Here is a 25,620-nt window from a genome sequence, read left to right on the forward strand (position 1 = left end):
CGACGCGTTCCGGAGGCGTTCTCATGGGGGCTGGCCACGATCACGGGCACACGCACGGAGGGCCGCCCCCGACGGGGACGGCCGCCGCCGCGTACCGGGGCAGACTCCGCGTCGCCCTGGGCATCACGCTCGGTGTGATGGTCATGGAGATCGTGGGCGGGCTCCTCGCGGACTCGCTCGCCCTCATCGCCGACGCGGCCCACATGGCGACCGACGCGCTGGGCCTCGGCATGGCGCTGCTGGCCATCCACTTCGCGAACAGGCCCGCCGGCCCGAACCGCACCTTCGGCTTCGCCCGGGCCGAGATCCTCGCCGCGCTCGCCAACTGCCTGCTGCTCCTCGGCGTCGGGGGCTATCTGGTCTTCGAGGCGGTCGACCGCTTCATCACCCCCGCGGAGACCAGGGGCGGACTGACTGTCGCGTTCGCCGCCGTGGGCCTGGTCGCCAACGTCGTCTCGCTGTCGCTGCTGGTGCGCGGGCAGCAGGACAGCCTCAACGTGCGGGGCGCCTATCTCGAGGTGGTCGCGGACACCCTCGGCTCGGTGACCGTGCTCGTGTCGGCGGGCATCATCATGGCCACCGGCTGGCAGGCCGCCGACCCCGTCGCCTCCTTGCTGATCGGCCTCATGATCGTGCCCCGTACGGTGAAGCTGCTGCGGGAGACGCTCGACGTGCTGCTGGAGTCGGCCCCCAAGGGCGTGGACATGGAGGAGGTGCGTTCCCACATCACGGCGCTGCCCGGTGTGCTGGACGTCCACGACCTGCACGCCTGGACGATCACCTCGGGCATGCCGGTGCTCTCCGCCCATGTGGTGGTGCACCAGGAGATGCTGGACTCGATCGGGCACGAGAAGCTCCTGCACGACCTGCAGGGGTGCCTCGGTCATCACTTCGACGTCGAGCACTGCACCTTCCAGCTGGAGCCGAGCGGGCACGCGGAGCACGAGGCCCGGCTCTGCCACTGACGTGCGCCGCCCGCGTGCCGGAGTGCGCGCCGGAGCCCGGTCCCGGCCCACCCGCAGGCTGGACATGCCCGTACCCGAAGTACGGACAGGCGGCTTTTGTACGGCAGACTTGACCGCACTCGAGGGGTCCGGCGCACGAGGCCGGGAACCAAAGCGAAGGATGGGTATGCCGACCACACCAGCCACCGCGGCGCACAGCTCGTCGAACGCCGCAGCCGACGCGATCATGCTCGAACTGGTCGACGAGAGCGGCACCACCATCGGCACCGCGGAGAAGCTCGCCGCCCACCAGGCCCCCGGTCAGCTGCACCGGGCGTTCTCCGTGTTCCTCTTCGACGAGCGGGGGCGGCTGCTGCTCCAGCGCCGTGCGCTCGGCAAGTACCACTCCCCCGGTGTGTGGTCGAACACCTGCTGCGGTCACCCGTATCCGGGAGAGGCGCCGTTCGCCGCCGCCGCCCGGCGCACGTACGAGGAGCTGGGGATCTCGCCCTCGTTGCTCGCCGAGGCAGGCACGGTGCGCTACAACCACCCCGATCCGGTGTCGGGCCTGGTGGAGCAGGAGTTCAACCACCTGTTCGTCGGGCTGGCCCAGGAACAGCTGCGGCCGGACCCCGAGGAGGTCGGCGAGACGGCGTTCGTGAGCGCCGAGGAGCTGGCGGAGCGTCACGCCGCCGCGCCGTTCTCGGCCTGGTTCATGACCGTGCTGGACGCCGCACGGCCGGCGATCCGGGAGCTGACGGGACCGTCCGCGGGCTGGTGAGGCGGTCCGTCCCGCCGGGGCCGTCCTGCGGCTGACGGCGGCTCGCCGGCCGATGTCGATCCGCGGGCCGGGCCGGTGCCGGCCGCGGGTCACCGGTTCGGGGTGGCGGCGCTGCCGTGAGCCGGGGACCGGCGCCGGAACCGTCCGCCGGTGACAGCCGCGGGGCGCTGCGGGTCCGGGTCAGAGTTGCGGCTTCAGGGGCAGGGCCGCCCAGATGATCTTTCCCCCGCCCGCGGTGTGCTCCACGTCGCAGGTCCCCCCCGCCTCCGCGGTGATCTCGCGCACCAGCAGCAGCCCTCGGCCGCCGGTCTGCCCGTAGTCGGTGACGAGCGCGGTGGGGCGGTAAGGGTGGTTGTCCTCGACGGAGACTCTTATCCATTCCGCCCCGATGGCCACCTCGACGGCCAGTTCGGGCGAGAGGAGCGCCGCGTGCCGGACCACGTTGGTGACCAGCTCCGAGACGATCAGCAGCAGCCCCTGGAGGATGTCCTCGTCGACGGGGACGCCCTGCCGGTCCAGCAGATCGCGTACCGCGTGCCGGGCCTGCGGCACCGAGGCGTCGACGGCGGGGGCGGTGAAGCGCCACACCCCCTCGTACGACACGGGTCTGGCCGGAACACTCCCGCGGCTCTCCATAGTCCGGCACCCGCTCTCGACTCGCACATCGCTGACCATCGAGTAATGAGTGTCGGGAACAGCGTGCTCCGGACTACGGCCCTGACCGTAAGTGGCCTCTTATAGAACCAATGTGACCGAGTGAGCATGTCGGCGTCAGATGAATGGACTACTTCTCGCCCTCTTCGGGCCCGATCCGGCCCGTCACCAGATCGACGAACCGTCGCCCCCGGCCCCGGTCGCGAGCAGCCCCGGACGCTCGCCGGGCGCCCCCCTTCTTGGTCATGGGTTCGAGAGCTGTGGATAGCATCCGGCACATGGACCTCACGGAACGGGCCGCACGGACGGAACCCCGGCTGGAGCACACGGTCGTGGACGGGGTCGCCACCGTCGTCATCAGCAACCCGGCGAAGCGCAACGCCATGACCTCGGGCATGTGGCAGGCCCTGCCCGCACTGCTGGAGCGGCTGGCGGCCGACCCCGGGGTACGCGTCCTCGTACTCACCGGTGCGGGGGACACGTTCTGCGCCGGTGCGGACATCGCCTCCCTCCAGGATCCGGCCGGCCGGCCTCAGGCACTCGCCGTCCGTGCCGAGGAGGCCCTGGCGGCCTTTCCACGGCCGACGCTGGCGGCCGTGCGCGGGTACTGCGTGGGCGGCGGCAGCCAGCTCGCCGCCGCCTGCGACCTGCGGTTCGCCGAGGAGGGCGCGTCCTTCGGCGTCACCCCGGCCAAGCTCGGGATCGTCTACCCGTCGTCCTCGACCCGTCGGCTCGTCTCACTGGTCGGCCCCGCCTGCGCGAAGTACCTGCTGTTCTCCGGCGAGCTGATCGGAACCGAACGGGCGCTGCGCACCGGGCTGGTGGACGAGGTCCTGCCCGCGGGCGGCCTGGAGGAACGGGTGCTCTCCTTCGCGCGCGTCCTGGCCTCGCGCTCGCAGCTGACGCAGGCGGCGGCGAAGGAGTTCGCCGACGGCCGTGAGGACCGGGACGGCTACTGGTCCCGGCAGGCTCAGGCGAGCGGTGACACCGCGGAGGGGGTCGCCGCCTTCCTGGAGCGTCGTCAGCCCAGGTTCACGTGGAGCACCGCGACCGACGGGCCTTCGCCTACGACAGGATGAACCGGCTCCTGGAACGCCACTCCTCGACCATCGCCGCGGGAGCCTTCGCGGGTGATCCGCAGTCGTAGGGCGGCTGCGGGTCGTACTCGGTCAGCAGCTGGACGCTCCGGGCGTGCTCGTCGCCCGCGATCTCGCCGAGCAGCGTGAGGCCCATGTCGATGCCCGCGGAGACGCCGGCGGCCGTGACGTACTTGCCGTCGAGCACCACCCGCTCCTCGGTGGGCTCGGCTCCGTACGTCCTCAGTACGTCGTGGGCGAGCCAGTGCGTGGTGGCGCGCCTGCCGGTGAGCAGGCCGGCGGCGGCGAGCAGCAGCGAACCGGTGCACACGGACGTCGTCCAGGTGCTGGTGGCGTCGGCCGCGCGCAGCCAGCCGAGCAGCGACTCGTTCTCCATCTGGGCGCTCTGCCCGGGGCCACCGGGCACGATCACCACGTCGGGGGCGGGCACGTCGGCGAGGGTGCGTTCGGCGACGAGGCAGAGACTGCCGCTGTCGTTGCGCACCGCTCCCGTCCGCTCGGCGACGAAGACGGTCTCGGCGCCGGGGGCCCGGCTGAGCATCTCGTACGGGCCGACGGCGTCGAGTGCGGTGAAACGGTCGAAGAGCAGGAGGGCGATCTGCATGGGTGTCCCCTTCAGGGAGGTGGCGGTCGTGGTCACACGGGCTGCGCACGGAAGCGGCGCCGGTATTCGGCGGGCGCCGTGCCGAGGGTTCGGACGAAGGCGCGGCGCATCGCCTCGGGGGTGCCGTAGCCGCTGGCGCGCGCGATGCCCGTGACGCCGTCGGCGGTGTCCTCCAGCAGCCGGCGCGCCTGTTCGAGGCGGACGCGCTCGACGTACTTGCCGGGGGTCGTGCCCGTCTCGGCCTGGAAGGCGCGGGCGAAGTGCCGGGGCGAGAGACGGGCCCGGGCGGCGAGCGTCTCCACCGAGAGGTCGGCGCCGGGATGCTCGGTGATCCAGTGCTGGACCTCGCGCAGGGGCTCACGGACGGCGGTCTGGGCGGTGAGCTGCGCGCTGAACTGGGCCTGGTTGCCCGGGCGCCGCAGGAACACCACGAGGTGACGGGCGATGGTGAGCGCGACCTCCCTCCCGTGCTCCTCCTCGACCAGGGCGAGCGCGAGGTCGATGCCGGCCGTGACCCCCGCGGAGGTGGCCAGCCGTCCGTCGCGCACGAAGATCGGGGCCGGGTCCACCTCCACGGCCGGGTACTGCCGGGCGAGCGTCTCGCAGACCGACCAGTGGGTGGTGACCCGGTGGCCGTCGAGCAGACCCGCCGCCGCGAGGAGCAGGGCGCCGGTGCAGACCGAGACCAGGTCCCGGGCGCCGGGGGCGTGCGCGCGGAGCCAGGCGACCAGCTCGGGGTCGGGGGTCCTCGTGCCGGTCCCGCCCGGCACGAGGAGCAGATCGGGGGCCGGGACGTCGTCGAGTGCCGCGTCGGGGACGAGGGTGAGTCCGCTGGAGCAGCGGACCGGTGCCCCGTCCAGCGAGGCGGTGCGCAGCGCGTAGGAGATCCCGGGAAAGTGGGAGACGCCGGCGAAGACCTCCATCGGACCGCTCACGTCGAGGCTCTGGACTCCCTCGAAGAGGACGACGAGCACGGATCGCTGCTTCATGCTTGTCATCCTGGGCGGGCGGGGCGGTGGCCGCAATGACGAGTAGCCCACCCTTCCTGCCATGCGGAGTGCGTGGCGCGAGCGGCGCCCCCCGGGACTGTTCGACGTACCAACCAGTCGGTAACGTGCGGGCATGAGCATTCTTCCGCCGCGCGCCGGGCGCCGCTGCCACAACGCACTCAACCCGCTGCACTCCTCCGTCTACTTCTCGCCCGACCTGGCCGAGGAGTTCGGCGGGCTCGGCATCGAGGACGCGCGGGCCGTCTACTTCGCCGCTCGCGGAGCCGCCCTGGGCGCGGCCGGGGCGGGCACGGTCACGGCCACCTTCTACAACTTCAACCACGAGCTCGTGAGCCGCCACCTGCCCGCCGTGTGGTCCCGCGTCACGCCCGCGGCGGCGCTCGACGCCCGGCTGCGGGCTGCGGACTCGACGCTGCGCCGGGTGCTCGGCGAGGAGACGGTCGCCTCGCCGGAGATGGCGGAGGCCGCCGGTCTGGCGCTGCGCGCGGCGGAGGCCTGCACCCGCCACGCCCGGCCGCTGTACGCCGCCCACGCCGACCTGCCGGTCCCCGAGGAGCCGCACCTGGCGTACTGGCACGCGGCGACCCTGCTGCGGGAGCACCGCGGCGACGGGCACCTGGCCGCGCTGCTGGCGGCGGACCTGGACCCGCTGGAGGCCCTGGTCAGCCACACCGCCACCGGCAAGGGCATGGCTCCGCGCTGGGTGCTCGCCACCCGTGGCTGGCGCCGCGCCGACTGGGAGGCCGCGGTGGAGCGGCTGCGCGGGCGCGGGGTGCTGGACGCGGAGGGCGAGCTCACCGAGGCGGGCACCGCACTCCGGGCCGGTCTGGAGGAGGCGACGGACCGCATGGACGCCGCGCCGTACGAGCACCTGGGCGCCGACGGGGTGGCCCGGCTCACCGAGCTGGGGCGCGGCTTCCTGTTCACGGCGGCAGCGGCCGGCGCGTTCCCGGAGGACCTGGTCGGCAAGGGCTGAGTCACCGGCGCGTCCGCGGCTGGCCGGGGTGGCCGGGCGATCCGTAGCGCCCGCACGACCGCTCCGTCCGCCAGGACGCCGGGGCCGTGATCGAGCAGGTCACGCGACACGGCCCCCGGCAACCCGGCACAATGCAGGCGAAGGGGCCCACCCGGGTGTGGGCCACCCCAGTGGCACAGCCAGCACAGCCAGCATGAGAAGGCGAGTCGGGAAAACCGTGACGACGTCCATCGAAGGCAGGATCGCCGAGGAGCTCGGCGTACGTGAGCGTCAGGTGAAGGCGGCCGTCGACTTGCTCGACGGCGGCTCGACCGTGCCGTTCATCGCGCGGTACCGCAAGGAAGCGACCGAGATGCTCGACGACGCGCAGCTGCGCACGCTCGAGGAGCGGCTGCGGTATCTGCGGGAGCTCGAGGACCGCCGCACGGCGGTCCTCGACTCCGTACGCGAACAGGGCAAGCTCGACGCGGCCCTGGAGGCGCAGATCCGGGCGGCCGACACCAAGGCGCGGCTGGAGGACATCTACCTGCCGTTCAAGCCGAAGCGCCGGACCAAGGCGCAGATCGCGCGGGAGGCGGGTCTGGAGCCGCTGGCCGACGGGCTGCTCGGCGATCCTTCCGTGGACCCGCTCACCGCAGCCGCCGCGTTCGTCGACACGGAGAAGGGCGTCGCGGACGCCGCGGCGGCTCTGGACGGGGCCCGGGCGATCCTGACCGAGCGCTTCTCCGAGGACGCCGACCTGACCGGTGAGCTGCGCGAGCGCATGTGGTCGCGCGGCAGGGTCGTCGCGAAGGTCCGCGAGGGCAAGGAGGAGGCCGGCTCGAAGTTCGCGGACTACTTCGACTTCGCCGAGCCCTTCACCGCGCTTCCCTCGCACCGGGTCCTCGCGATGCTGCGGGGCGAGAAGGAGGACGTCCTCGATCTCGTCCTCGAACCGGAGGAGCCGTCGGAACAGCCCGGCCCCTCCTCGTACGAGAACATGATCGCCCGCCGTTTCGGTGTTGCGGACCGCGGCCGGCCGGGCGACAAGTGGCTGGCCGACACCGTGCGCTGGGCCTGGCGGACCCGGGTCCTGGTGCACCTCGGGATCGACCTGCGGCTCCGGCTGCGCACGGCGGCCGAGGACGAGGCGGTACGCGTCTTCGCCTCGAACCTGCGCGACCTGCTGCTCGCCGCCCCCGCCGGGACGCGGGCGACGCTGGGCCTGGACCCCGGTTTCCGTACGGGGGTCAAGGTGGCCGTCGTGGACGCGACCGGCAAGGTCGTCGCCACCGACGTCATCCACCCGCACGTGCCCGCGAACCAGTGGGACCGGTCGCTGGCCACCCTGGAGCGTCTGGCCAGGGAGCACCAGGTCGACCTGATCGCCATCGGCAACGGCACGGCGTCCCGCGAGACCGACAAGCTCGCGGGGGAACTGTGCGACCGGCACCCGGAGCTGAAGCTCACCAAGGTGATGGTCTCGGAGGCCGGTGCCTCCGTGTACTCGGCTTCGGCCTTCGCCTCGCAGGAACTGCCGGACATGGACGTGTCGTTGCGGGGCGCGGTCTCGATCGCGCGCCGGCTCCAGGACCCGCTCGCCGAGCTGGTGAAGATCGACCCGAAGTCGATCGGCGTCGGGCAGTACCAGCACGACCTGTCCGAGGTGAAGCTCTCGCGCTCCCTGGACGCGGTGGTCGAGGACTGCGTGAACGGCGTCGGCGTGGACGTCAACACCGCCTCGGCACCGCTCCTCTCGCGCGTCTCGGGCATCGGGGCCGGGCTGGCCGAGAACATCGTGGCGCACCGGGACGCGAACGGCCCCTTCCGCTCCCGCCGGGCGCTCAAGGACGTGGCGCGGCTCGGGCCGAAGGCGTACGAGCAGTGTGCGGGCTTCCTGCGGATCCGGGGTGGCGACGACCCGCTGGACGCGTCGAGCGTGCACCCGGAGGCCTATCCGGTGGTGCGGACGATGGTGAAGCGGACGGGTGGGGACGTCGCCTCGCTCATCGGGAACACGGACACCCTGCGGTCCCTGCGGCCTGACGAGTTCGTCGACGAGAAGTTCGGCCTGCCGACCGTCACGGACATCCTCAAGGAGCTGGAGAAGCCGGGCCGTGACCCGCGTCCGGCCTTCCGTACGGCCACCTTCAAGGAGGGCGTCGAGAAGCTCGGCGATCTGGCTGCCGGGATGGTCCTGGAGGGGGTCGTCACCAACGTGGCGGCGTTCGGCGCCTTCGTGGACGTCGGTGTCCACCAGGACGGCCTCGTCCATGTCTCGGCGATGTCGCGGACGTTCGTGAAGGACCCCCGGGACGTCGTGAAGCCGGGCGACATCGTGAAGGTCAAGGTCATGGAGGTCGACATCCCGCGCAAGCGCGTCTCCCTGACCCTGCGGCTCGACGACGAGACGACGCCGGGCCAGGGGGGCGGGCAGGGTCCCCGGCGCGAGCGGGGTGGACGGGGCGAGCGCCCGCCCCGCCAGCGGCAGGGGGAAGGCCCCGAGGGCCAGGGCGGCCGTGACCGGCGTGGCGGAAACGCCGCAGGCGCCCGGGGCGGCAACGCGGGCGGCTCCCGCGGTGGTGCGGGCGGGGCACGCGGCGGCAACTCGGGAGGCTCGGCACGCCAGGGCGCCGCGCCGGCGAACAGTGCGATGGCCGACGCGCTCCGTCGTGCGGGCCTCACCGGCCCTGAGGGCGGCGGGCGCAAGCGCTGACCGCGGGGCGGGCGGGACAGCGTCCCGCCCGCCCCTCGCCGCGCGCCCTCACCCAGGCCGGCGCCCTGGCGGAGCCCTTCACCCTGATGTGTCCCGCGCTCCGCCCTGCCGGCCGCTCCGGAGCCGGGCGGGCCTGGTGCGCACCCCGCGCGGGTATCGCCCGAGCCATTGACATGCTCAGGACGCACCGCCACTCTGATGCCAACCGGAATGCAACCGGTTGCATTCCGCCGGCGGAGAGGACTTCCGATGGCTCCTGCATCCAGGCGACCGGCCCTGCCGTTCCCGGTGCTCCCGGCCCCCTGACGCCTCCTCCGTCCGGCAACCGGTTGCAGAACTCCACGACAGCCCGGCCGGCGGGCGGGGCGGGCAGGGTGAGGCGTACGTGGCCATGACGATCCGTGACGTCGCGCAGGCCGCGGGAGTCCATGTCTCCACCGCGTCCCGCGCCCTGACGGCCTCGCACCTGGTGAAGAAGGAGACCAGGGAGCGGGTCCTCGCCGCCGCCGCCCGGCTGGGCTACCGGCCCAACGAGTCCGCGCGGGCGCTGACGACGGGACGCACCCGGAATCTCGGGCTGATCGTCTCGGACATCGCCAATCCCTTCTTCCCGCCGCTGATCAAGGCGGCACAGGCGCACGCGCGGGTCCGCGGCTACCAGGTCTTCGTGGCCGACACCGACGAGGACGTCCGGGTGGAGGAGGAGCTGATCCAGACCCTGGCCCGCCAGGTGGACGGCGTGGTCCTGGTCAGCCCCCGGCTCGCGGACGACGTGATAGCCCGGCTGGGCGGGGATCTGCCCTTCGTCCTGGTCAACCGCCAGATCACGGGACTGTCCGCCGTGCTCATGGACGTGGCCCACGGCGCCGTACGGGCGGTGGAGCACCTGGCCGGGCTGGGGCACACCCGCCTGGCCCTCGTCTGCGGTCCGCGCGGTTCGTGGACCAGCGCGCAGATGCGCCGGGCCGCCGGGCAGGCCGCGGCGGACGCCGGCGTGCGGCTCGACGTGCTCGGCCCCAACGCGCCCACCGAACAGGGGGGCATCGCGGCGACGGCCGAGGTGCTCAGGACCGGCGCCACCGGCGTGATCGGCTACAACGACCTGGTCGCCATCGGCCTCATCGAGGGTCTGGACGAGCACGGGGTGCGGGTCCCGGACGACCTCAGCGTGATCGGCGTGGACGACACCGTGGCCGGGCGGCTGAACCGGCCCCGCCTCACGACCGTCGCCATGCCCACGGCCCCGGCCGGCCGAACGGCGGTCGATCTGCTCCTCCAGACACTGGAGAGCGGGGAGCCGGATCACGCCACCGCGCAGACCACCCTGGCGACCTCACTGGTCGTCAGGGACTCCACGGCACCCCCGGACCAGTCACGCGGCTGATCCTTCGGCTCAACGTGTTGACCGCTCCGAATGCGTGACGTACCGTCACGGCTGTTCGCATACACGAACTGGGTTCACCCTACTGAATCTTGTTCCGCGGCCGGGAACCGGCCTTCACCACCGCACCAACCCCGACAGGTGCCTGCGGAGGACGCCGCAGGCGGTGAAAGGAATAGCCAGTGAGTACTGAGAATCAGCACGTCAGAAGGCGTGGCGGCCGTGCTGCCGCCACCCTTGTCGCCGTGGTTTCACTGCTCGCGGCGGGCCTCACGGCCCTCTTCGCGACCGGCTCGGCCTCGGCAGCGCCCGCTGCGGGCTCGTACAGACTGGCGAACGCTGCCAGCGGTCTGTGTCTGGAGGTGCCGGGCTCCAGCACGGCCGCGGGCACCCAGCTCACCCAGAACGCCTGCAACGGTGCCGCGAACCAGACCTGGAAGCTCACCGCCTCGGGCAGCGGCTACACGCTGGCCGCCGCGCACAGCTCCAGGTGCGCCGGTGTGCGGGACGCCTCCACCAGTGCCGGAAAGGCCGTGGAGCAGCAGACCTGCGCCGGTTCCGCGACCCAGGTGTGGACCCTGACGTCCGTCAGCGGCAGCACCTACCGGGTCGTCAACAGCAACGGCGGCAAGTGCCTGAACGTGAAGGACAGTTCGACCGCCTCCGGTGCCCTGGTGCAGCAGAACTCCTGCGACTCCGTGACCAGCAAGAGCTGGACCTTCACCGCGTCGGGCACCGTCCCCACGGACCCGCCGACCGAGCCGACGGACCCGCCCACCGACCCGACCGACCCGCCCACGGACCGGCCGTCGTGGCCGACCGCCAACGGCAGCCAGGCGGTCTCCGCGACCATCGAGGTCTCGGGCACGTACGACGGTGGCATGAAGCGCCTGTACGGCAGTGGTGACCTGGGCAGCGGTGACCAGGACGAGAACCAGCCCCCGATCATCAAGCTGGCGGACGGCGCCACCCTCCAAAACGTCATCCTCGGGGCTCCGGCCGCCGACGGCGTGCACTGCGCGGGCACCTGCACGATCAAGAACGTCTGGTGGGAGGACGTGGGCGAGGACGCCGCGACCTTCCGCGGCGGCTCCTCCTCGACGGTCCGCACCATCGACGGCGGCGGCGCGAAGCTGGCGGACGACAAGGTGTTCCAGCACAACGGCGTCGGCACCCTGGTCGTGAAGAACTTCCAGGTCGACGACTTCGGCAAGCTGGTCCGTTCCTGCGGCAACTGCTCCACGCAGAACGCCCGGCACATCCAGCTGCAGAACATCTGGGCCACCGCCCCCGGCACCAGCCTGGTCGGCATCAACACCAACTACGGTGACACGGCCCGGATCTCGGACGTCACGATCTACGAGGACGGCGACCGTGACATGAAGATCTGCACCAAGTACAAGGGCACGACGAGCGGTGAGCCGAGTGAGATCGGTTCGGGTGCCGACGGCACCAACTGCATCTACTCCGCGTCCGAGATCACGTACGTCGACTGAGGCGCGCAGCGTCCGGCCGGGCCCGCCTCTCCCCTCCGGGAGGGGCGGGCCCTTCGCGCTCAGCCGGCCTCGGTGACCTTGCCGTCGGCGACCTCGACCCGGCGCGTCGTGCGGACCGCCTCCAGCATCCGCCGGTCGTGCGTCACCAGCAGCAACGTCCCCGTGTACGCCTCCAGCGCCGACTCCAGCTGCTCGATGGCCGGCAGGTCGAGGTGGTTGGTCGGCTCGTCCAGGACCAGCAGATTGACCCCCTTGCCCTGGAGCAGGGCGAGACCCGCGCGGGTGCGCTCGCCGGGCGAGAGGGTGGTCGCGGGCCGCAGGACATGGGCCGCACGCAGCCCGAACTTGGCGAGCAGCGTACGCACCTCGGCGGGCTCGGTCTCGGGGACGGCCGCGCAGAAGGCGTCCAGCAGGCTCTCCGTGCCGTGGAACAGTTTGCGCGCCTGGTCCACCTCGCCGACCACGACGCCCGATCCGAGCGAGGCGTGGCCGGCGTCCAGCGGCAGTCTGCCGAGCAGGGCGGCGAGCAGCGTGGACTTGCCCGCACCGTTGGCGCCGGTGATGGCGACCCGGTCGGCCCAGTCGATCTGCAGGGTGGCCGGACCGAAGGAGAAGTCACCCCGGACGACGGCGGCGTCGCGCAGGGTGGCCACCACGGACCCGGAGCGCGGTGCGGAGGCGATCTCCATCCGCAGCTCCCACTCCTTGCGGGGCTCGTCGACGACGTCGAGACGCTCGATCATGCGCTGTGTCTGCTTGGCCTTGGCGGCCTGCTTCTCGCTGGCCTCGCTGCGGAACTTGCGGCCGATCTTGTCGTTGTCGGTGGCCTTGCGCCGGGCGTTCTTGACGCCCTTGTCCATCCAGCCACGCTGCATCTGGGCGCGGCCTTCGAGCGCGGAGCGCTTGTCGGCGTACTCCTCGTACTCCTCGCGGGCGTGGGTGCGGGCGCGTTCGCGCTCCTCGAGGTAGGAGGCGTACCCGCCGCCGTACAGGTTGATCTCCTGCTGGGCGAGGTCCAGCTCCAGGACCTTGGTGACCGTACGCATGAGGAACTCGCGGTCGTGGCTGACCACCACGGTGCCGGCCCGCAGCCCGGACACGAAGCGCTCCAGGCGCTCCAGGCCGTCGAGGTCGAGGTCGTTGGTGGGCTCGTCGAGCAGGAAGACGTCGTAGCGCGAGAGGAGCAGCGAGGCCAGCCCCGCGCGCGCGGCCTGTCCGCCGGAGAGGGCGGTCATCGGGAGGTCGAGGCCGACGGTCAGCCCGAGGTCGGCCGCGACCTCCTCGGCCCGCTCGTCCAGGTCGGCACCGCCCAGGGCGAGCCAGCGCTCCAGGGTCTCCGAGTAGGCGTCGTCGGCGCCGGGCGCCCCGTCGACCAGGGCCTGCGTCGCGGCGTCCATCGCGGTCTGGGCGTCGGCGACTCCCGTACGCCGGGCGAGGAACTCCCGCACGGACTCCCCCGGGCGGCGCTCGGGCTCCTGCGGGAGGTGACCGACGGTGGCGGTGGGCGGGGAGAGCCGGAGCTCGCCCTCCTCGGGCCGGTCGAGTCCGGCGAGCAGGCGGAGCAGAGAGGATTTACCGGCGCCGTTGGCTCCCACGAGACCGATCACGTCGCCGGGCGCGACCACGAGGTCGAGTCCGGCGAAGAGGGTGCGGTCACCGTGTCCGGCGGCGAGTTCCTTGGCGACGAGGGTGGCAGTCATCAGGGTGCCGATCCTAACGAACGGGAGCGGCCGTCCTGCCCTCCCTACCGGGGTGCGACCATGGCCTGCCCGGCCGTCGGCAGGCGCGGGGTCACGGCGGAGACAGGGGTGAGCACGGTGGCGGACGTGATCGTGGTGGGCGGCGGCATCAGCGGGCTGACCACGGCGCTGGTGCTGGCGGAACGCGGTCTGCGGGTACGCGTCTGGTCCCGGGACCCCGCCCCTGACACCACATCGGCGGTGGCCGGCGCCCTGTGGTGGCCGTACCGGATCGAGCCCGAGGCCCAGGTCGGCGCGTGGTCGCTCGCCTCCCTGCGGGTGTACGAGGGCATGGCCGCGGACCCCGCGAGGACCGGTGTGCGGATGGCCGCCGGGGTGCACGGGGGCGAGCGACTGGCCGCGCTCGGGCCCTGGGCCCGGAGCCTGGAGGGCGCCACCGAAGTGGCGGAGGGGCTCAGTGTGACCCTTCCGCTGATCGACATGCCGGTCCATCTGCGCAGGCTGGAGGAGCTGCTGGCCGAGGCGGGGGGCACGGTCGAGCGGCGTACGGTACGGAGCTTCGCCGAGGCCGCGGCCGAGGCACCCGTGGTGGTCAACTGCACCGGCCTGGGCTCCCGCGAGCTCGTCCCGGACCCGGGGGTGCGACCGGTCAGGGGCCAGCTGGTGGTGGTGGAGAACCCCGGCGTCGACGCGTGGTTCGTCCAGGCCGATCCGGCGTCCAGCACGACGACGTATCTCTTTCCGCAGCCGGGAGGGCTGGTGCTGGGCGGGACCGCGGAGGTCGACGATCCGCGCACGGCGCCCGATCCGCGCACCGCCGAGGAGATCGTGGCGCGCTGCGCCCGGGTGCGGCCGGAGATCGCCGGGGCCCGGGTCATCGGCCACCGGGTGGGGCTACGGCCGGCCCGGGACGCGGGGGTGCGCATCGAGGCCGAGGAGCTGCCGGACGGCGGACTGCTGGTGCACAACTACGGCCACGGCGGCGCCGGGGTGACGGTGGCCTGGGGCTGCGCGCGGGCCGCCGCCCAGCTGGTGCGCTGAGCTGCCTGCCGGGCGCGCCACTGTGCCGCCGGGCCGAAGCGCACAGCCGGGGCCGACCGGGTGGGGGCCGCCGCCCGGGTGGTGAGCCGAGGGCGGGCTGCGGCCCAGCTGTGCGCTGAGCCGCAGCACCTGTCAGCCCCGGGGCTCGTCCTTGTGGCGCTGGTCGGTGGTGACCTCCGCCGTGCCGGGGCCGATCCGGATCTCGAAGTCCCCGTCGTACTTGGCGTGCCCCTCGATGACCGCGGATTCGACGGCCTCCACGCCGAACTCCCTGCGGACGATCATGGGGTCGTGCCGCAGGTCCCTCATCAGGGAGACGCACATGCCGATCATCACGATGGTGAACGGCGCGGCCACCAGGATGGTCAGATTCTGCAGCCCCGCCAGCGCGTCGCCCTGGCCGTCGCCGACGAGCAGCATGACCGCCGCCACGGCGCCGGTGACGACACCCCAGAAGATCACGACCCACTTGGCGGGCTCCATGACGCCCTTCTGGGACAGCGTGCCCATCACGATGGAGGCGGCGTCGGCACCTGAGACGAAGAAGATCCCGACCAGGACCATCACCAGGATGCTCATGGTGGTGGCGATCGGGAACTCCTGGAGGACGCCGAAGAGCTGCGCCTCCGCGGTGTCCCCGACGTCCTTGAGCCGCCCCGCCTCCTCCAGCCTGATCGCCGATCCGCCGAAGACCGCGAACCAGACCAGGCTGACCGTGCTGGGGACCAGGATGACGCCGCCGACGAACTGACGGATCGTGCGGCCCCGGCTGATCCTGGCGATGAACATGCCCACGAAGGGCGTCCAGGAGATCCACCACGCCCAGTAGAAGACCGTCCAGCTGGCGAGCCAGTCGGCCACTTCGCCTTTCCCGGTGGCCTCGGTGCGCCCGGCGAGCTGGGCGAGGTCACCGAAGTACGCGGCGATGGAGGTGGGCAGCAGGTCGAGCACGATGATGGTGGGGCCGGCGATGAAGACGAAGATCACCAGGATCACGGCGAGCACCATGTTGATGTTGGACAGCCACTGGATGCCCTTCTCGACCCCTGACACCGCCGAGGCGACGAAGGCGACCGTGAGTACGGCGATGATCGCGACGAGGAGGCCGGTGCCGGTCTTCTCCATCCAGTTGAGCTCCTGGAAGCCGCTGCCGATCTGGAGCGCGCCCAGCCCGAGCGAGGCCGCGGACCCGAACAGCGTCGCGAAGATCGCGAGGATGTCGATGATCCGGCCGGGCGTCCCGTTCGCGCGCTTCTCACCGATGAGCGGGACGAAGACGGAGCTGATCGTCTGCCGCCTGCGCCGGCGGTAGGCGCTGTACGCGATGGCGAGCCCGACGACGGCGTAGATCGCCCAGGGGTGCAGCGTCCAGTGGAAGAGGGTGGTGGCCATCGCCGTCTGCATCGCCTCGGCCGCGTCCGCCGGCCGGGTCCCGGGCGGGGGGTCGACGAAGTGGGCCAGGGGCTCACTCACGCCGTAGAACATCAGGCCGATCCCCATGCCGGCGCTGAACATCATCGCGACCCAGGAGACGGTACGGAATTCGGGTTCCTCGCCCTCCTGTCCCAGCGAGATGTTCCCGTAGCGGCTGATCGCGAGCCACAGGGCGAAGACCACGAAGCCGGACGCCGCCAGCATGAAGGCCCAACCACCGTTGTGGATCAGCCCGTTGAGCAGCTTGTTGGAGACGGTCTCCAGCGAGTCGGTGGCCGTGGAGCCCCAGACCACGAAGGCGACGGTGAGCACCGCCGTGACACCGAAGACCACCCGGTCGGTCGTGGGGCGCCGGCCGTGGGGCGGCTCGGCGGGTAGATCGGCCGTGACCGGGAGATAGTCCCCCCGCCCGCCCGGACCCTGCTCGTCTTGTGACACAGATGGCACCTTTCACCCATGCGAAATTTCGCTCTCCGTAGGCAGTACCACACACGGAGTGCATGACCCAGGATCAACAAGCAGTTCCACCTTGGCCGTTTATGTACCGATATGGCGCGATGCTCCGGGCGATCGCCCGGAGTGCCTCCCGGACCAGGCGGTTAGGCTGACGGCGTTCGTGCCGAACCCGCCGGTTCGTGCGTGCCGAACCCGCCAGTTCAAGCCGTTCCCCACCGGGGCGCGCGTGTACGAGGAGCGACCCTTGCCCGACCCGACCTCCGATCCGCAGCGTGACGCCCGGCCGACCCTGGAGGCCGTGGCGGCCCGGGCCGGTGTGTCCCGGGCCACGGCGTCCCGCGTCGTCAACGGCGGCGCCGGCGTGCGACGGCCCCTGGTGGAACGGGTGCGCGAGGCGGTGGACGAGCTCGGTTACATCCCGAACCACGCGGCGAGGACCCTGGTCACCCGGCGCAACGGCGCGGTGGCGGTGATCATCGACGAGCCGGAGTTCCGGATCTTCTCCGACCCGTTCTTTTCACGCCAGATCCGGGGGATCAGCCGCGAGCTCAACGCGCACGACGCACAGCTCGTCCTGCTCCTGGTGGAGGGCAGCGGTGACTTCGACCGGGTCACCCGCTATCTGGCCGGTGGCCACGTGGACGGCGTACTGGCCTTCTCGCTGCACACCGACGACGAACTTCCCGCGATCATCAGGCGGTTCCGCGTGCCGACGGTGTACGGGGGACGCCCGGAGCACCTCGCCACGGACGCCGAGGGCGCACCGCAGGTTCCGTACGTCGACTGCGACAACCGGGGCGGGGCCCGCGAGGCCGTGCGCCACCTCGTCTCGCTCGGCCGCCGGCGCATCGCGCACATCGCCGGCCCGCGCGACCAGACCTCGGCCCTCGACCGGATCGACGGGTACCAGGACGCGCTCCCGGACGCGGGGCCCGAGCTGATCGCCGACGGCGACTTCACCACGGAGGGCGGGGCCCGGGCCATGGCGGAACTGCTGGCCGCCCATCCCGACCTGGACGCCGTCTTCGTGGCCAACGACATGATGGCGTCGGGCGCCCTGCGGGTGCTGCGGGAACGGGGGGTGCGGGTTCCGGAGGACGTCGCCGTGGTGGGCTTCGACGACATGGAATCCGTGGCGGAGGCCACGGAGCCGCCCCTGACGACGGTCCGCCAGGACGTGGAGGGCATGGGGCGCTTGATGGTGCGGCTCCTCATGGAGCGGCTGAACAGCGACACCGGCACCTGGCCCGAGTCGGTGATCACGCCGACGGAACTGGTCCGCCGGGCGTCGGCCTGACCTTCACGCCCGGCCTCCGGGCCTCTGCCTGACGCTCACGCCGGGCTCCGGGCGTCGGCCTGACGCTCACGTTGGTCTCCGGGTCCGGGCGCCGTCGCCTGAGGCACCGCCCGCCGAGGGGGGCGCTTCAGGCGGCTCTGCGTCGCCGGGCGTCAGCCGATGCCCCGCCCGTGACCGCCCCCGTCCCGTCCCGTCAGCAGACGACACGGCGTGGGCCCCCCGCCCCGGTTCCGGTCCGCACACCGGGGCCGGGGCGGGGAGCGGCCCGGCACACCCTCACGGGCGGGTCACCGCTCGCCCGGCCAGGGCCGGGCGGTCACCCCGGGTGCACGGCACCCCGGCCGGGCCGCCCTCCCCGGGCCCGCCATTCGGCCCTCGCCGACCGGGCCAGAGGCAGATACCGCAGCCGCTCGGGGAGTACCGGCACGACGCGCCGCACCACGGCGCAGAAGCGCCGCAGACGCCGCTCCTGCTCAGGGGTCCAGTCCAGTCCGATGGCCGCCCGGGCCTCCGGGGGCATCAGCCCGATGGTGATGAAGCTGCGGAACCGGGCCAGCGGCGGAAGCAGTACCGGCCACAGCGCCCTCAGGAGCAGCCGCAGCGGGAGCGGACCACGGTCGGGCGGAGGCACGGACGTGTCGGTGGCGACCAGCTCCCGTACGACGACGGTCGCCTCCACCTCGTCGGCCAGCATCGTGCGGTAGTACGGCCAGAACTCCTCGATCGTCTGCGGCATGTCCCGGTCGTGGATGCCCAGCACGCGGCCGACCTGGAGCCACTCGTGGTACAGGGCCCGCTCCTGGGCCTCGGTGAGCGGGCGGACCAGGTAGCGCGAGGCGTGCTGGTAGACGGGGAAGCCGGTGGCGTGCACCCATGCGTAGTTCGCCGGGGTGAGGGCGTGGTAGCGGCGCCCACGGGTGTCGGTGCCCTGGATGGTGCGGTGCAGCCGCCTGAGCCGGCGGCCCTCCTCGGCGGCGGCCTCACCGCCGTACACCCAGAGCTGGAGTGAGCTCAGGGACCTCTCCCCACGGCCCCAGGGGTCCGTACGGAAGACCGAGTGGTCGTCGACGCCCGCGCCGACGGCCGGGTGGGCGACCTGGAGGGTGAGAGCCGCGGGCAGCATCAGCAGTCCGCGGACGTCGCCCGCCAGGCTCCACAGCACACCGCCGGGCGGGGGCGGTACGGGCTCTCCTGAGCTGGTCATCCGGGTGCCCCCAGGGGTCGGCGGGTGCGCGGGTCGGTGCCGGGCCCGTGTGTGTTCCAGTATGCGATCGCGAGCGCTCCGGCGATGCGCAGGGGCGGCGGGACCAGCTTCATGAGGAATCGGACCAGTCGCACCAAGCGCCGCAGGGAGCGTTCGTCGCCCGGGGTCCAGCCGAGGCCGAGGCGCTCGCGGAGCACCGGGGGCAGGGTGCCGACGGTGACCAGCATGGCGTAGTGCGCGGCCCTGGCGCCCACAGGGCGCCAGAGGAAGCCGGGGAGGAGGCGGACCGGCGGTTTCCGTGGGTGGCGCAGTTCGGTGAGAACGTCCAGGACGGACTGGTTGAGTTCGAGCCGCTCCCGCACCATCTCGTCGTAGTACGCGCAGAAGGCTTCCCAGTCGGGTGGCAGATGGTGCTCCTTGAGCCCCCAGATCCGGCCGACGTCACGCATGTCCCGGTAGTACTCCGCTGTCTCCTCGGCGCTGAACCCCCTGCCGAAGATCTGGTGCCCCGCGTACCCGCCGCGGACGAGTGTGGCGTGGACCCAGTGGTACGCCTCGGGGTGGAGCGCGTGGTAGCGGCGGCCCCGGCCGTCGGTGCCCTTCATCGGTATGTGGACGCGCAGGAGCCGCTCGCCCTCGGCGGTGGCCGCGGCCTGCCCTCCGTAGATCACGGTGTGCAGCGACGCCACCGTGCGCCAGAGCCGCTGCCAGGGCCGGGTGCGGAAGTCGGAGTGGTCCTCCACTCCGGTGCCGACGACGGGGTGGGCGACCTGGAGCAGCAGAAGCTGGGGGACCAGCAGGAAGTTCCGGAAGTCTCCGAAGTGGCGCCACGCCGTACCGCCTCGGAGTGGTGCCCTGACGGCGGAGGGTGAGCGGGCACCCTGGGGCGTGTCCAAACGGGCTCCCTTCTTCGAATCTCTGTCAGCAGTGTTGACGCGCCCCGTGAAACAAGTCAATAGTATTTGTAACTTTGACTCTTCAGGGACGAGAGGGACCGTCACATGCCGGATGCGACAACCGGGTTGTGCGCCGAAGGGCTGATCCGCTGGACGTCCGCTCCCGCTCCCGGGGGCAGCGGTCCGACCGGCCTTCTCGGCATCCGGGGCGGAACCGCGCTCGCGCGCGAGGCGCGGGGCACCGCCCGGGCCACCGGCGCCGGCTCACCCGACCTCGACGGCGTCGAGGTCGGTCTCGACCGCGACGGCACCGAGTGCTTCTGAGAGGGGCGGGCCAGTGATATCCCTGGTACTCGGCTTCGGCGCCGAGCTGATGACGGAGACCGGCAGCCGGCCCGCCGCGTGCCCCCGGCTCCGGGACGGCGCCGGCCGGTGCGGGCGTGGCGCGGGCGGCGGCCGGTGCGGACGCGTTCGACGCCGTCGTCCACGGCGGCACCCGGCTCCCCACGGTGCGAGGCAGGGCCGAGGCCCTGTGGGTGCGCGCGGAACGGCCGGCCGCCGAGGACCGGGGCTTTGGGGACACCGGCTCCGACGGCGCGCCGTCCACCACCGGCGTACAGCTCCGCATCCGTGACGCCGAGGTCTGCGCGACGTCGCTGACGGCGTCCGGCCGGATCCCCGTCATCCGCGTCGCCACCCCCGCGCATCCGCATGGCCGGGACCTCGTCCCCGCGCAGTGGCCGGCGGCGGTCCGGCTCCCCCGGCTCCCCGCACACTCCGTCGAGGCGGAACGGGTCCGCGTGGACGGCCGGGACCTCCGCTCCACCGGCCGCACCGCCGGTCCCCGCACCCGAACGGCTCCCACCACCGAGGAGGTTGCACACCATGGGCCGCTACAGCCGACTGCGCGAGATCCGCCGCATGGATCCCGCACGCGACTGCGCCGAGATACTCCGGCTGATGTCGCAGTACGAGTTCCCGTGGGACTACCGGCAGGGAATCAGCGTCGCCTTCCTGCGCGACTACGGGGTCCCGAGGATCTCCGTACTGCTCGACCGCACCCAGGAGTTCGAACGTAACGGTCAGAAACGCTACGACGACACGGTCCTGTTCGGATACGAGATGGCCGCTGACGGCTTCGACTCGGAGCGGGCCAGGGCCGCGGCCCGCCATCTCAACCGGATCCACGGCAAGTACCGCATCCCGAACGAGGACTTCCTGTACGTGCTGGCCACCACGGTCGTCGGCCCGAAGCGATGGATAGACCGGTTCGGGTGGCGCCCCCTGTGCCACCAGGAGACGGCCGCGCTCGCGGAGGTGGGACGCCGGATGGCGGCCATGATGGGGATCGAGGGCGCGCCGGGCACCTACGAGGAGTTCGAGAAGCTGCTCGACTCCTACGAGGACCGGATGTTCGCCTACGACCCGGCCAACCGCCGGGTCGCCAACGCCACCTTCCGGGTCATGGCGGCCTGGTACCCGGCCCCGCTGCGCCCCCTGATCGCGCGGTTCACGCTGGCCCTGCTGGACGAGCCGCTGCTGAACGCCCTGGGCTTCCCCGCCCAGCCCCGCTGGGCACGATCGGCGGCCACACGGCTGATGCGTGCCCGGTCGTTCGGCGTCAGGCTGCTGCCCGCCCGTCCTCGCCGGCTGCCTTCCCGGCCGCGCCCGCGCAGCTACCCCTTCGGTTACCAGCTCGACGACCTCGGACCGCACTGGGCGCAGAGCCGCCCGCTGGAACCCCTGCCCATGGAGACCTCATGACGATTCGTACGGACACCCCGGCGCACAGCCTCGACGACATCCGCGCCGCGGTGACGCGGGGCAGGGAGGCGGGCCGGGCGTGGGCCGCACTGGGAGCGCGCGAGCGACGGGGCGCGCTGCTCCTGTGGAAGCGCGCCCTCGCCCGGCGCACGGAGGAGTTCGCCGAGGTGATCGCGGCCGAGACGGGGAAGCCGGTGCACGACGCCCGTGCCGAGGTGCTGCTGACCCTGGTCCACCTGGACTGGGCGGCACGCAACGCCCGCCGGGTGCTGGGACGGCGCCGGGTTCCCTCCGGGCTGCTGTCGGTCCATCAGCGGGCCCTGGTGGCCTACCGCCCGCTCGGTGTGATCGGGGTGATCGGCCCCTGGAACTACCCGCTCTACACCCCGATGGGCTCCATCGGTTACGCCCTTGCCGCGGGCAACGCCGTGGTGTTCAAGCCGTCCGAGCTCACGCCGGGGGTGGGCGTCCTGCTGGCCGAGAGCTTCGCGGAGGCGGTCCCCGGCCACGCGGACCTGCTCACGACCGTCACCGGCCCGGGGTCCACGGGGGCCGCCCTGGCCGGAGCGGAGGGTCCGTCGGGCGTGGACAAGATCGCCTTCACCGGTTCGCCCGGCACCGCCCGTAAGGTCGCGGCGGCCTGCGCCGCCACGCTCACGCCCCTGCTCGCCGAGTGCGGGGGCAAGGACGCGGTACTGGTCGCGGCCGACGCCGACCTGGACGCCGCGGCCGACGCCATCGTCTGGGGCGCGATGAGCAACGCGGGGCAGACCTGCGCCGGTGTGGAGCGGGTGTACGCGGTGGCCTCGGTGCACGAGGACCTGTGCGCCCGGATCGTGAGCCGGGCGCAGGCACTCCCGCACGGTGAGGCCTACGGTCCGCTCACCCTGCCCTCCCAGCTCGACGTGGTGGAACGCCACGTGAAGCAGGCCCTGGTGGACGGAGGTCGGGCCGTGCTGGGCGGACCCGACTCCCTGCGGGACCGCGTGCTCGGGCCGGTGGTGCTGGCGGGCGTGCCGGAGGACTCGCCGGCGGTGACGGAGGAGACCTTCGGCCCGGTCGTCGTGGTGAATCCGGTGCCGGACATGGACACGGCCGTGGAGCGGGCCAACGCCTCGGCGTACTCGCTGGGCGCGGCGGTCTTCACCGCTTCCCGCGCGAAGGGGCTGGCGCTGGCGGAGCGCCTCCACTCCGGTGCGGTGTCGGTGAACTCGGTGCTCGGCTTCGCCGCGATTCCCTCGCTGCCCTTCGGTGGGGCCGGCGACTCGGGCTACGGGCGCATCCACGGCGAGGAGGGGCTGAGGTCCTTCGCCGCGCCCCGCTCCGTCACCGTGCGGCGGTTCGCGCCCGCGGTCGACCTGACCTCGTTCGCGACACCCCGGGAGAAGGTCGCCCGGGCCGTCGAGCTCGGGCGCAGGCTGCACGCCCGGTTCTGACCGCGTCCGCCCGGTGACCGCGTTCAGGCGGCGCTGAGCAGAGGCACCAGATAGCGGCGGGCGAAGGCGCGCACCTGATCGTCGTCGTCCAGTTCGAAGCAGCTGAGCGGATTGAGGAGGAAGGAGACCGTGATCCGCACCATCAGTTCGGCCACCGGTGTCGGATCCGTCTCCGGCCGTCCCTCGAGGCGCTGGGCGTGGCGCAGCCGGCCGGCCAGGTATCCGCGCATCGCGAGGAAGGCCGGCCCGCTCTCCAGGGTGAGGAAGGGGAGCATGATCTCGGGCTCCAGCCTCAGCAGTCCGCCCACCAGGGGGTGTTCGCGGATGTGCTTGAGGACGGCGACGAAGCCGGCGACGAGCCGGTCCTCCATGGTGGGCAGCGCCGCCACCGCCTCGTCCACGTCGGCGACGAACCTGCGGTACTCCCGCAGCAGGCATGCCGAGACCAGGCTGTCCTTGTTGCCGATGCGGCGGTACACCGTGACCCGGGAGACCCTGGCCCGCTTCGCGACGTCGTCGACGGTCGAGCGGCGCAGCCCGAACGTCATGAACTGCTCACGTGCCGCGTCCAGGATCTGTTCGCTCAGCGCGTCGATGGGTGGCCCCTCGACGAGCGCCCTGGCCATCAGTGAATCGTCGGTACTCCGTGCAGCCATGGGCCCTCCCCGTCCGCCGTGACCACTCCACCATACCGATATCGCAACACTGTTACCTAACCCGTCTCTTTGTAACTCCTCTGTTCACTTCCCTTCTGGAGGTCATCCATGTCCGTGAGCCACGCCCTTCCCCGGTCCGTCTCCGCCGAACAGGAGTATTTCGTCACGGCGTTGCGGGACTTCGCCCGGCGCGAGTGCGGTACCCGGGAGCAGCGCGACGCCCTGGCCGCGGAGACCGGCGGACCTCACGCCCCCTCGCTCTACGCCCGGATGGCCGAGCTCGGCTGGCTCGGAGTGTGCCTGCCCGAGGCGTACGGGGGCGCGGGCGGCGGGATGACGGACGCCTGCCTGTTCCTGCGGGAGACGGCCCGCGGCCTGGTTCCGGCGGGAGGCTTCATCACTTCCGTGATCACGGCGAAGGCGTACGAGCGCTTCGGCAGCGAGGAGCAGTGCAAGGCCGCGGTCGGCGGCGCTGTGGCCGGGCAGGTGCTCTCCATCGCGATGTCGGAGCCCGGTGCCGGATCCGACGTGGCGGCGCTGCGCTGCCGGGCCGAGCGCACGGATGACGGCGGCTGGCTGATCAACGGGCACAAGACGTGGATCTCCAACGCGCATCTGGCGGAGCACATCCTGCTGGTGGCCCGGACCGGGTCAGGGGGTGCGAAGCACGAGGGCCTGACCATGTTCCACGTCCCGGCCGCCACGCCGGGGATCGAGATCCGTCCCATCGAGACCATGGGCGGACGCGAGGTCAACGACGTCTTCTTCACCGATGTACGGCTGCCGGACGACGCCGTGGTGGGCACGGCCGACCGCGCCTGGACGCAGTTGATGGCCGGTCTCAACGCGGAGCGGCTCTTCCTGGCGGCGAACATGCTGGGGCTGGCGGAGCGGATCCTGGAGGACACCGTCGCCTATGTGCGGGGGCGTGAGCAGTTCGGCCGCCCGGTCGGCTCCTTCCAGGCGCTGCGGCACCGGCTGGCCGATCTGGCCACGGAGATCGAGTGCGCGCGGCTGCTGGTCTTCGACGTGGCGGCGGCCTGCGACGCCGAGCCGGACCGGCTGTTCCCCCGCGAGGCGTCCATGGCCAAGCTCAAGGCCACCGAGACGGCCCGGCACGCGGCGCTGGAGGGCATGCAGATGATGGGTGGTTACGGCTACGCCACCGAGTACGACATGGAGCGGCACCTGCGGGCGGCGGTCGTGTCGACGGTGTACGGCGGCACGAGCGAGATCCAGCGCGACATCATCGGCAAGAGCTACGGCCTCTGAGGCAAGGCCGCCCGGCGGCTTCCGGGGCCTTCGCGGGCGGGCGCCGGAAGCCGCGCCGAGCCCACGCCCGCACGCGGGGCGGTCGTGACCGGCCGGCTCGGCGGCCGGCGGCCGGCGCCGTCGCGGTGGACCGCCACCCCGGAACCGGCGGTACTCACCCACGGTCGTGGACATCGTCCCCGCTCCCGACGGGCACGCGCCCGCCCCCTCCGGCCGGTCCGAGGGACATCCCCCCTCACCTGTAGCCGAAGGACCCTCACCCCGACACCACCAGGCCTCACGCCTGGCCGTGCGCCGTCGCCCCGGCACCGGGCCTCACCCGTGGTCGTAGACCGTCACCTCGACACCGGCCTTCACCAGCCGCTCGGTTATGAGGGGTTCGATCCTGGACCAGGTGCCGCCCGCCAGCCCGCAGCCGATCCTCGGCATGTGTACCGAGGCGCCCAGTCCGGCGGCCCGGACCGCAGCCTTCCGCAGGCCCTCGTCGATCGCCTCGTAGCGCACGGGCACGCCGTTGCTGCCCGTGCGCATCCCCCGCTGGCCCACCATGTTGGCCACCCAGACGTACGGGGACACCTGGACGAACTGGACGGCGCCGAGCCCGAAGTCGTTGCCCGCGCGCTCGCGGTGCCAGCGGCGGTAGGCGGCTTCGGGCTCGGGCCAGCGGCGGGAGAGGGCGAGGACGAAGCCCTTGCCCCAGCCGCCCAGGTCGTTGCAGACGTGCACGATCAGCTTGACGCCCTTGCCCTGCGGCGCGGTGGCGTCCCCCCGCACATACGTGATCCCCGGCATGCCTCGACCGTACAAGGCACCACCGACAAGAGGC

22 protein-coding genes and 1 pseudogene are annotated in these 25,620 nt (G+C 72.4%); 14 read left to right on the forward strand and 9 right to left on the reverse strand.

All coding sequences use genetic code 11. From position 1 onward, the window contains the following. Positions 1–23: 23 nt before the first annotated feature. Positions 24–965, forward strand: a complete 942-nt coding sequence (locus tag ACFY8O_RS15600; protein ID WP_387902340.1) for a cation diffusion facilitator family transporter — start codon at positions 24–26, stop codon at positions 963–965. A 166-nt stretch (positions 966–1,131) separates the two neighbouring features. Then, positions 1,132–1,725, forward strand: coding sequence for an isopentenyl-diphosphate Delta-isomerase (gene idi / locus ACFY8O_RS15605; protein WP_145805871.1), 594 nt, complete (start codon positions 1,132–1,134; stop codon positions 1,723–1,725). A 180-nt stretch (positions 1,726–1,905) separates the two neighbouring features. On the opposite strand, the gene ACFY8O_RS15610 is transcribed toward idi, so the two are convergent. Beyond that, positions 1,906–2,361 (reverse strand): ATP-binding protein, encoded by a 456-nt coding sequence (locus ACFY8O_RS15610; RefSeq protein ID WP_387902343.1) that lies wholly within the window; start codon positions 2,359–2,361, stop codon positions 1,906–1,908. Positions 2,362–2,657: 296 nt separating this feature from the next. On the opposite strand from ACFY8O_RS15610, the gene ACFY8O_RS15615 reads away from it, so the two are divergent. Further along, a complete protein-coding gene (locus tag ACFY8O_RS15615) occupies positions 2,658–3,458 on the forward strand; it encodes an enoyl-CoA hydratase/isomerase family protein (protein WP_387902346.1) in 801 nt (266 codons plus the stop codon). On the opposite strand, the gene ACFY8O_RS15620 is transcribed toward ACFY8O_RS15615, so the two are convergent. Further along, the gene (locus tag ACFY8O_RS15620) at positions 3,445–4,080 is read right to left on the reverse strand and encodes a DJ-1/PfpI family protein (protein ID WP_387902349.1); all 636 of its coding nucleotides are present in this window, start codon (positions 4,078–4,080) and stop codon (positions 3,445–3,447) included. The two genes, ACFY8O_RS15615 and ACFY8O_RS15620, sit on opposite strands and share 14 nt — an antisense overlap. 32 nt (positions 4,081–4,112) lie before the next feature. Beyond that, positions 4,113–5,069 (reverse strand): GlxA family transcriptional regulator, encoded by a 957-nt coding sequence (locus ACFY8O_RS15625; RefSeq protein WP_145805878.1) that lies wholly within the window; start codon positions 5,067–5,069, stop codon positions 4,113–4,115. Between the two features lie 133 nt (positions 5,070–5,202). Between ACFY8O_RS15625 and ACFY8O_RS15630 the strand changes: the two genes are divergently transcribed. The 5 genes and pseudogenes from ACFY8O_RS15630 to ACFY8O_RS15650 all read left to right on the forward strand — a co-directional run bounded on the left by ACFY8O_RS15630 (position 5,203) and on the right by ACFY8O_RS15650 (position 11,638). Next, positions 5,203–6,066 (forward strand): SCO6745 family protein, encoded by an 864-nt coding sequence (locus ACFY8O_RS15630; RefSeq protein ID WP_145805881.1) that lies wholly within the window; start codon positions 5,203–5,205, stop codon positions 6,064–6,066. Between the two features lie 217 nt (positions 6,067–6,283). Beyond that, positions 6,284–8,761, forward strand: a complete 2,478-nt coding sequence (locus tag ACFY8O_RS15635) for a Tex family protein (RefSeq protein ID WP_145805883.1) — start codon at positions 6,284–6,286, stop codon at positions 8,759–8,761. Between the two features lie 391 nt (positions 8,762–9,152). Further along, positions 9,153–10,145 carry a LacI family DNA-binding transcriptional regulator gene (locus tag ACFY8O_RS15640; RefSeq protein ID WP_387902352.1) on the forward strand — a complete coding sequence of 331 codons (993 nt, stop codon included), beginning with the start codon at positions 9,153–9,155 and terminating at the stop codon, positions 10,143–10,145. Between the two features lie 242 nt (positions 10,146–10,387). Beyond that, positions 10,388–10,864: pseudogene (locus tag ACFY8O_RS15645) on the forward strand (RICIN domain-containing protein); the annotation flags it as partial. Positions 10,865–10,993: 129 nt separating this feature from the next. Then, entirely contained in the window at positions 10,994–11,638 is a 645-nt protein-coding gene (locus ACFY8O_RS15650; RefSeq protein ID WP_387902557.1) for a pectate lyase, read from the forward strand. A 59-nt stretch (positions 11,639–11,697) separates the two neighbouring features. Here ACFY8O_RS15650 and ACFY8O_RS15655 read toward each other — a convergent pair whose 3' ends face one another. Continuing rightward, positions 11,698–13,338, reverse strand: a complete 1,641-nt coding sequence (locus tag ACFY8O_RS15655) for an ABC-F family ATP-binding cassette domain-containing protein (protein WP_387902355.1) — start codon at positions 13,336–13,338, stop codon at positions 11,698–11,700. A 108-nt stretch (positions 13,339–13,446) separates the two neighbouring features. On the opposite strand from ACFY8O_RS15655, the gene ACFY8O_RS15660 reads away from it, so the two are divergent. Further along, a complete protein-coding gene (locus ACFY8O_RS15660; RefSeq protein WP_387902357.1) occupies positions 13,447–14,379 on the forward strand; it encodes an FAD-dependent oxidoreductase in 933 nt (310 codons plus the stop codon). A gap of 132 nt (positions 14,380–14,511) precedes the next feature. Here ACFY8O_RS15660 and ACFY8O_RS15665 read toward each other — a convergent pair whose 3' ends face one another. After that, positions 14,512–16,251, reverse strand: a complete 1,740-nt coding sequence (locus ACFY8O_RS15665; protein ID WP_387902359.1) for a BCCT family transporter — start codon at positions 16,249–16,251, stop codon at positions 14,512–14,514. Between the two features lie 262 nt (positions 16,252–16,513). On the opposite strand from ACFY8O_RS15665, the gene ACFY8O_RS15670 reads away from it, so the two are divergent. Beyond that, positions 16,514–17,566, forward strand: coding sequence for a LacI family DNA-binding transcriptional regulator (locus tag ACFY8O_RS15670; protein ID WP_145805892.1), 1,053 nt, complete (start codon positions 16,514–16,516; stop codon positions 17,564–17,566). Between the two features lie 316 nt (positions 17,567–17,882). On the opposite strand, the gene ACFY8O_RS15675 is transcribed toward ACFY8O_RS15670, so the two are convergent. Next, complete coding sequence (locus ACFY8O_RS15675; RefSeq protein WP_387902361.1) at positions 17,883–18,770, reverse strand: oxygenase MpaB family protein; 888 nt, start codon at positions 18,768–18,770, stop codon at positions 17,883–17,885. Continuing rightward, positions 18,767–19,666 (reverse strand): oxygenase MpaB family protein, encoded by a 900-nt coding sequence (locus ACFY8O_RS15680; protein ID WP_387902363.1) that lies wholly within the window; start codon positions 19,664–19,666, stop codon positions 18,767–18,769. The genes ACFY8O_RS15675 and ACFY8O_RS15680 overlap by 4 nt, the downstream gene beginning before the upstream one ends. Before the next feature lie 105 nt (positions 19,667–19,771). Here ACFY8O_RS15680 and ACFY8O_RS15685 point away from each other — a divergent pair, with 105 nt between their 5' ends. From ACFY8O_RS15685 to ACFY8O_RS15695, 3 genes are all read left to right on the forward strand, one after another. Next, positions 19,772–19,990: a hypothetical protein gene (locus ACFY8O_RS15685; protein WP_387902365.1), complete on the forward strand. Its 219-nt coding sequence runs from the start codon at positions 19,772–19,774 to the stop codon at positions 19,988–19,990. Between the two features lie 561 nt (positions 19,991–20,551). After that, entirely contained in the window at positions 20,552–21,430 is an 879-nt protein-coding gene (locus tag ACFY8O_RS15690; protein ID WP_145805899.1) for an oxygenase MpaB family protein, read from the forward strand. Continuing rightward, the gene (locus ACFY8O_RS15695) at positions 21,427–22,866 is read left to right on the forward strand and encodes an aldehyde dehydrogenase family protein (protein ID WP_387902367.1); all 1,440 of its coding nucleotides are present in this window, start codon (positions 21,427–21,429) and stop codon (positions 22,864–22,866) included. The genes ACFY8O_RS15690 and ACFY8O_RS15695 overlap by 4 nt, the downstream gene beginning before the upstream one ends. Before the next feature lie 23 nt (positions 22,867–22,889). Here the strand turns inward: ACFY8O_RS15695 and ACFY8O_RS15700 are convergent, their stop codons facing one another. Continuing rightward, positions 22,890–23,522, reverse strand: coding sequence for a TetR/AcrR family transcriptional regulator (locus tag ACFY8O_RS15700; RefSeq protein ID WP_145805903.1), 633 nt, complete (start codon positions 23,520–23,522; stop codon positions 22,890–22,892). Between the two features lie 108 nt (positions 23,523–23,630). Between ACFY8O_RS15700 and ACFY8O_RS15705 the strand changes: the two genes are divergently transcribed. Next, the gene (locus ACFY8O_RS15705) at positions 23,631–24,794 is read left to right on the forward strand and encodes an acyl-CoA dehydrogenase family protein (protein WP_387902371.1); all 1,164 of its coding nucleotides are present in this window, start codon (positions 23,631–23,633) and stop codon (positions 24,792–24,794) included. Positions 24,795–25,109: 315 nt separating this feature from the next. Here the strand turns inward: ACFY8O_RS15705 and ACFY8O_RS15710 are convergent, their stop codons facing one another. Beyond that, the gene (locus ACFY8O_RS15710) at positions 25,110–25,586 is read right to left on the reverse strand and encodes a macro domain-containing protein (protein WP_145805907.1); all 477 of its coding nucleotides are present in this window, start codon (positions 25,584–25,586) and stop codon (positions 25,110–25,112) included. Between the last annotated feature and the right edge of the window lie 34 nt (positions 25,587–25,620).

The organism is Streptomyces argenteolus (assembly GCF_042902585.1).
In the GTDB taxonomy this organism is placed as follows: domain Bacteria; phylum Actinomycetota; class Actinomycetes; order Streptomycetales; family Streptomycetaceae; genus Streptomyces; species Streptomyces argenteolus.